Here is a 4,583-nt window from a genome sequence, read left to right as displayed (position 1 = left end):
GATGCCCCCCCACCACACCGCACCTTTGGCTCCGAGCAGGCGGTCTCCCACCCAGCCGCCCGGCAGCGCCGTCATGTAAACGAGGGCCGTGTAGAGCCCGTAGATGGCCGCGGCCATTTCATCCGTCAGCCCCATGCCGCCATTGTTTACCTCCGCCACCATGTAGAGCACCAGCAGCGCCCTCATCCCATAGTAGCTGAACCGCTCCCACATTTCCGTGAAGAACAGCGTGTAGATGCCGCGTGGATGGCCGGTGGGTTCGGAAGTCATGGCGTGGGAAAGCCGCCATCCAAAGACAGCAAGCAACCCTTTGCGAGCTTTTCCTTATGACACCAGCACCCTCGACGCCAAACACCACGACCACAGGGCCGCCTGGACGTAGGACGGCCGTGGCGAAGCCCGCCCGTCTGCGAGCGTACGGCAAACCCCACGGCGTACGGACGTCCTCGAAGTCGGGCGGTTTGGCGGAGGGAGCGGTGGAGCATGAACCGCGCTCGACGCCAAACACGGCCGACCTACGAACGAACGCGGGGCTGCATGGTCCCTACTCCGCCGCCACCAGCTTCGCCTTGAACTTCACCATCGCCTGCTGGATCAGCGGGTCGTTGTAGAAATCATCGGGAGCCGTAGGAGCCGCAGGTGTCGCAGACGGTGCATCCGCCTTCATGAGTTCCTCCTGCTGTGCGGCTTTCACCTCCGCTTTCGGCTCAGGCCTGGCTTCAGCCGCAGGTTTGGCCGGTGGCTCTGGCTCATTCAGCAGCCCCAGGTCCACCTCTGCAAACGCGGGCGCCTTGAGGTTCGGATCGAGCACAAACTCAAACTTCATGGCCTTCCCCGACAGCTCCAGCGCCAGTCCTTCGAGGAAGTTGACCTGCGCCGGACGCATCAGGCTGTCGCGTGCATAGCTCTCGCTGGGCGGGAAGCCCACTTTGATCGTGTTGCGTGAGATGTCGAGCAGCGTCGCGGGCTGCAGCCACGGCGCGATCAAGAGACGGCGCGCCTGCACCTGGGCGACAAACTTCGACCAAAAAACATCCTGGCTGAACAACTCACCCGGTTCATCCACCGGAGAAGGCTCCCGGACCTTCGCCGCTGCTAAGGGAGGAGGTGCTGGCACAGGCTCTGGCGCCTTCTCCACGACGGGCTCAGGCGCTTTTTCGATGACGGGCGCGGCCCTCACCACGGGCTGCGGCTCAGGCTCCGGCACCTTCAGCACAGCGGGGGCTGGGGCCACAGCACGCTCAATGGGTTGCGTCATCACCGCAGGGGCGGATTTCACCGGCTCTGCTGCACGGCGCAGCGGCGGTGGGGCCGCCTGCACACGCGGTGCCGGCCGGGTCAAGCCCTCAGCACTGCCGGAATCCAGCGCGTTAATGACATCACTGATGGAAACCTCATTCAGGCTCTGCACGGCGGCGATCACGCCCAGCTCAAAGTGCAGGCGTTTGTTGCTGGCCCAGCGCATGCGTGAGTCCACCTCGGCCAGGCCGTCCACCACACGCAGCAGTTGCTCTGTGTCTGCCATCTGGGACTGGGCCACGACTTCCTCGGCCACTTCCGGGCTCAAATCTTCCGCTGCCGCTTCAGGGTCCGCCTGCTGCACCAGCAGCGTGCGGAAATGCTGGATCAGATCTCCCAGGAAACGCCCCAGCTCCTTGCCGGCCTCGTTTTGCTCGTACACCGCGCGCAGGGCACCCACGGTGTTGCTCTCCAGAATGTGCCGCGCCAGCGCCGCCACGGCTTCGCCGGAGGTGAAGCCAAACACATCCAGCACGTCCTGCTCGGCGATGTTGCCACCGCAGAAGGCCACGAGCTGGTCCAGCATGGACTGCGCGTCGCGCATCCCGCCCTCCGCGCCTTTGCCGATGGCGTACGCCGCTTTCTCATCCAGATTCACCCCTTCAAGCTGCGCGATGTGCAGCAGATGCTTGGCGATCACCGCGTTCGGGATGCGCCGCAGGTCAAAGCGCTGGCAGCGGCTGATGATCGTGGGCAGGATCTTGTTGGCCTCCGTCGTGGCAAAGATGAACTTCACATGCTCCGGCGGCTCTTCCAGCGTCTTCAGCAGCGCATTGAAGGCCCCCGTCGTCAGCATGTGCACCTCGTCAATGTAGTAGATTTTGTAACGGCAGCGCGACGGGGCGTACTTCACGTTGTCCCGCAGCTCACGCACCTGCTCCACGCCGTTGTTGCTCGCACCGTCGATCTCCAGCACGTCCATGCAGCGCCCTTCGGCGATCTCGATGCTCAGCTCGTCTTCGGGGTCAAAGTCGATGGTCGGCCCGTTCTTGGCGCACAGCGCCTTGGCAAAAATACGCGCCGTGGAGGTCTTCCCCGTGCCACGCGGCCCCACAAACAGGTAGGCATGCGCCAGCCGCTGCTGGGCGATGGCATTGCGCAGCGTCCGGACAACGTGATCCTGGCCGAGAACGTCTGCGAAGGTCTTGGGGCGGTATTTGCGGGCAAAAACTTGGTAACTCACCCTGCCAGACTAACGAACGCTCTCAGTGAAGCCAACGGAAGTTTGAGACAAGAGCGCAAAACTTGGTCGAGCATTCACTTGCTCACACTCCACGAGGCACGGCCGCCGGGGATGCTGGCGGAGCCCTTGTAGCCCGTGCCGGTAAAACTGCCGCTCATCGAGGAGTTGATGGGCACATTGGTGTCCTTCGCCACGACGGATCCGGTCATCTTCATCGAAATCGTGCCGGAACTCAGTTCGACATCGCCGCTGATGCTCGCACGAGCGCGGGCGGTCTGGCCGCCGACGGTGACGGTCTGGCCATAGCTCCCCGTGACGCGTGAACCGCTCACGGTGATGCGGATGGTCCCCTTGCCGCTCAAGGAGCCGGAAAAGGTGCCCTGCATGCCGCTCATCTCGCCTATCGCCGCGTCGAGCGCGGGAACACCATCGCTCTCCAGCACACGCACAAGACGATCCACGATGCTCGCATTCGCGGGCAGGCCTTTGGCCTTCAATTTCGCGATCACGGTCTCGCGCATCTTCACCGCGTCATCGGTGGCGTTTTCGCGGGCCTTGGCCTCCTCTTTGCCCGCTTCCTTCTTGGCGGCGAGTTTTTTGCGGTCACGATAAGTCCGCGTTTTCGGCTCAGGCTCCGCAGCCGCCAGCTTCGCGGCCTTCTTGCCCTCCAGCACCTTGTTCAGCCGCTTTGCCTCGGTGAAATCACCGTTTTTCACGCCATCTGCCGCACGCTGTGCACCCACGGGGGAGGCCCCGTTCTTGATGAGCTTGTCGTAGATCTCCTTGGACCGCTCCTCATTGATCTGCTTTTCATTGCGGGCGCTTTTCAGCTGGTCAAGCAGCCCCTTCCCGGCCCCGAGTCCCTCGCCAATCGCATTGCCCAAATTCGTGCCGCTCTGCTTGGCCGCGTCATAGGTGATGGCTTTCGCACCGCCATAGAGACCGCCAAGCACGGCCTTGCCCTTCATTTCCAGATAGGACTTCCACGAATCGGGGGAAATCTTGCCCGCAGCGATGTCCTTCTGGTATTGATCAAACGCGTCCTTGCCGGCCTTCGTGCCGATGTCCGCCATCGATCCAAATCCCAGGCCATGCCACAGGGTGCGCCCGGCCAGTTCAGCCTTGTCCTTGCTCCAGCCAAGCGCGCCCGAGGGCTCGCCCTGCTTCTTCGCCTCCATCTCCTCCTTGGCAGTCTTGTAGCCTTCGTAGATGCCGTAGGCACCGAGAGCCAGCCCCGCGCCCTTCATCAGCCGACCTCCGGAGGCAGCTTTCGCCTCCGGTTCCACCGCCACGCTTTTCGCACCACCAGGCTTCGTTACGGGTTCGCTCAGGCCGCCAGCTTTGGTCACCGGTTCATTCGGGCCGCGCACGGCCTCGGTGGTGGCACTGGCCTTGGCTTTGTAGTCCGCCAGTTCATTGCGTGCCTGCTGGGCCTCCGCCTTCAGTCCCTTTGCCTCCAGTTCGTTGATCTTCGTCTGTGTCTGCTGCACTTCAGCCGCCGCTGCGGTCTTGGTCTTGGCCTCGGCGGCATTCAAAATGTCCCGCGTGGTTTTCTGCAGCTTGGCGGCTTCATCAGCGTTTGAAATCGTCGTGCGGCCCGTTTTGATCTCCCCCAGTTTGTCGAGGATGTCCTCGGGGTTCTTGACGCCATTTTGTTTGGCGATGGTTTTGACCATCTCGGGGTCCAGTCCCGCCTGATTTGCCGCCTTCAGCGCCCCCTTGGCCATCATCTGGCCTTCCGGTGCTCCGCCCACCAGAGTCTCCGGCGGCGCACTGGTGCCGTGCAGCGCTTTTTTCGCGTGATCCATCGTGGCCACATGGTCCTTCAGCGCCCCTGGCTTCAGCGATCCTCCGGTCTCTGAAACATACGTCTCGCCATGCTGTGCGCCCATCTTCACCTGCGCCTGATGTCCCGCACTGCCGATGCGGTCCGTGCCCGGTGCGGCATTCACCGTCATGCCAAACTCAGGCGAAGTCTCCAGCACTCCGCCCGTCACTTTCACGGGACCGCCAGAGGGGCCCTTCACTCCGATCTCATTGAGAATCTTCCCCGCCTTCTCCGTCGTGCGGTAGCCGCCGCCGGCGTCAAAGTCGCCGTTCA

The 4,583-nt window shown here is 63.0% G+C and carries 2 protein-coding genes and 1 pseudogene; all 3 read right to left on the bottom strand.

The features are described from left to right. Positions 1-270 (bottom strand): annotated as a pseudogene (locus ACILSL_RS26925) (MFS transporter); the annotation flags it as partial. Between the two features lie 274 nt (positions 271-544). Beyond that, the gene (dnaX, locus tag ACILSL_RS26920) at positions 545-2,482 is read right to left on the bottom strand and encodes a DNA polymerase III subunit gamma/tau (protein WP_395735165.1); all 1,938 of its coding nucleotides are present in this window, start codon (positions 2,480-2,482) and stop codon (positions 545-547) included. A gap of 74 nt (positions 2,483-2,556) precedes the next feature. Continuing rightward, the coding region (locus tag ACILSL_RS26915; RefSeq protein ID WP_395735164.1) for a hypothetical protein at positions 2,557-4,583 on the bottom strand (2,027 nt) is incomplete at its 5' end.

It is taken from the genome of Prosthecobacter sp., assembly GCF_044222345.1.
Lineage (GTDB): Bacteria > Verrucomicrobiota > Verrucomicrobiia > Verrucomicrobiales > Verrucomicrobiaceae > Prosthecobacter.
Note: the sequence above shows the minus strand (reverse complement) of the source record. Positions and strands in the feature narration are given on the sequence as shown.